Origin of the sequence: Acinetobacter sichuanensis, from assembly GCF_003024515.2 — a bacterium.
GTDB classification, from domain to species: Bacteria; Pseudomonadota; Gammaproteobacteria; order Pseudomonadales; family Moraxellaceae; genus Acinetobacter; species Acinetobacter sichuanensis.
The window spans coordinates 1-1,701 of record NZ_PYIX02000137.1 but is presented as its reverse complement, the minus strand read 5'-3'; the positions used below and the strand labels follow the sequence as shown (position 1 = coordinate 1,701).

Genomic DNA, 1,701 nt, shown 5'->3' with positions numbered 1-1,701 from the left:
TGTAAACAGAATATTTATTTTTATACAGATTTTTACTTGGGTTACATAATGAAAGCTTTATCAGTTATTGAATTGGCTCAACTCTATGGAATGAATCGACAAAGTGTCTATAAGCGTATAAATAAAGGAGATTTATCTAAAAATAGTGATAGTAAAATAGACTTATCAGAAACAATACGAGTATTTGGTGAGCCATCCAAAAAAAATAATAATGTAACTACGTTACAATCTGCATCGGTACAAAAAGAGACAGAAGTAGACATGTTGAAACAACAGGTAGACATACTAAAAAAACAATTAGAACTTGCACATGATCGTGAGGTATTTCAAAGAGAACAACTAGAGGCTAAAGATAATCAAATTGAAGCTATGCAACGCTTATTAGAAGCACCTAAAACGAATATGACTATGTTTACCGATCAAAAAGCTGAACATAATACAGCAGCAGATCCTCAGTCAAAATCAGAGTTAAAATATGACGGATTGACTACTACTGAGCCCCAAGAAAACCCACGCATTCCAGTACCTGAACCTAAGAAAAGGGGATTTTTCAGTCGTTTTTTCTTGCCTAATGGCTAAGAAGATTGACTGATTTTATTTTTAGTAGATAATAGTTATACTTTTATATAACTTTTGAGGTGCATATGCTTCACACTAATCTACGAAAAGTTGGTGGGTCTGTAATGTTGGCTGTCCCACCTACATTGTTAAAAAAATTAGGATTAGATGCTGGAAAGACCGTTTCACTTGATGTTCAAGATGGAAAGCTCTTAGTTGAACCTAAAAAGAAACCATCATATAAACTTGCCGATCTTCTTGCTGAACAACAAGCTCTAGATCTCGAACAAGATGCTTGGGAAGGTATGAGACCTGTAGGGCGAGAAGAAATCTAATGAATAAAGGCGATATCTATTTAATTTCTTTAGATCCGACTTTAGGACATGAACAACAGGGCAAACGTCCTGTATTGGTTATTTCACCTGAACCATTCAACCGTGTAACCAAAATGCCTATCGTGTTACCGATAACATCAGGTGGGCGTTTTGTACGTAATTCAGGTTTTGCTGTCGAAGTCACAGGTGGTAAAACGACAGGAGTTGTCCGTTGTGATCAGCCTAGAGCTTTAGACTTTGATGCTCGACATGCCAAACTCTTAGAACCCGTTGATGCTGACGTTTTAGATGAGGTTATGGCTCGTTTTACAGCAATCTTTGAAGAATGATCATTATCAAGATGATCTAATCAAAATCGTGGAACAACGATCAATAAATGATCATGGAACGTGATAAATCATTAAAAAAGCCCAGTTTGTTCAAACTAGGCTTTTTTAATGATTTCAACTAAGGCGTATTATGTTAATTTTTAGCTTAAATAAATATCTACTATTCTATTTGATAAAAATATAGTGCAACGCATAGTACAATAACCTATTCATACTGTTCTTGTTCATTCAATAAATCCTCTTTTAAAATGTGCAGTGGTACTAGAATACCCTGACCATTTGGAATAGGAAAAATTAAAGCACCATAACTATCTTGTTGCATTCCTATTATCCATTTTTCCATAAATACTTTTAACGATAGAAATTTAGGGGTATACCCTTCCTGATGTGTGCTGATAAAAACGGACACTTTAACTTGGTAAACTAAACATACTCATTAGGAGTTTACCATGAGCAAAAAACAAAAGATTTATACAGCG

4 protein-coding genes are annotated in these 1,701 nt (G+C 34.6%); 3 read left to right on the top strand and 1 reads right to left on the bottom strand.

Annotation, left to right across the window (positions count from 1 at the left end; genetic code table 11):
* Positions 1-48: 48 nt before the first annotated feature.
* The 3 genes from C9E89_RS22485 to C9E89_RS22475 all read left to right on the top strand — a co-directional run bounded on the left by C9E89_RS22485 (position 49) and on the right by C9E89_RS22475 (position 1,222).
* Positions 49-579, top strand: a complete 531-nt coding sequence (locus tag C9E89_RS22485) for a plasmid replication DNA-binding protein (protein WP_107010287.1) — start codon at positions 49-51, stop codon at positions 577-579.
* A 65-nt stretch (positions 580-644) separates the two neighbouring features.
* A complete protein-coding gene (locus tag C9E89_RS22480) occupies positions 645-893 on the top strand; it encodes an AbrB/MazE/SpoVT family DNA-binding domain-containing protein (RefSeq protein ID WP_107010286.1) in 249 nt (82 codons plus the stop codon).
* Positions 893-1,222 carry a type II toxin-antitoxin system PemK/MazF family toxin gene (locus C9E89_RS22475; protein WP_107010285.1) on the top strand — a complete coding sequence of 110 codons (330 nt, stop codon included), beginning with the start codon at positions 893-895 and terminating at the stop codon, positions 1,220-1,222. The genes C9E89_RS22480 and C9E89_RS22475 overlap by 1 nt, the downstream gene beginning before the upstream one ends.
* Positions 1,223-1,427: 205 nt before the next feature.
* Here C9E89_RS22475 and C9E89_RS22470 read toward each other — a convergent pair whose 3' ends face one another.
* Positions 1,428-1,631, bottom strand: coding sequence for a DUF2750 domain-containing protein (locus C9E89_RS22470; protein ID WP_107010284.1), 204 nt, complete (start codon positions 1,629-1,631; stop codon positions 1,428-1,430).
* Positions 1,632-1,701 lie beyond the last annotated feature (70 nt).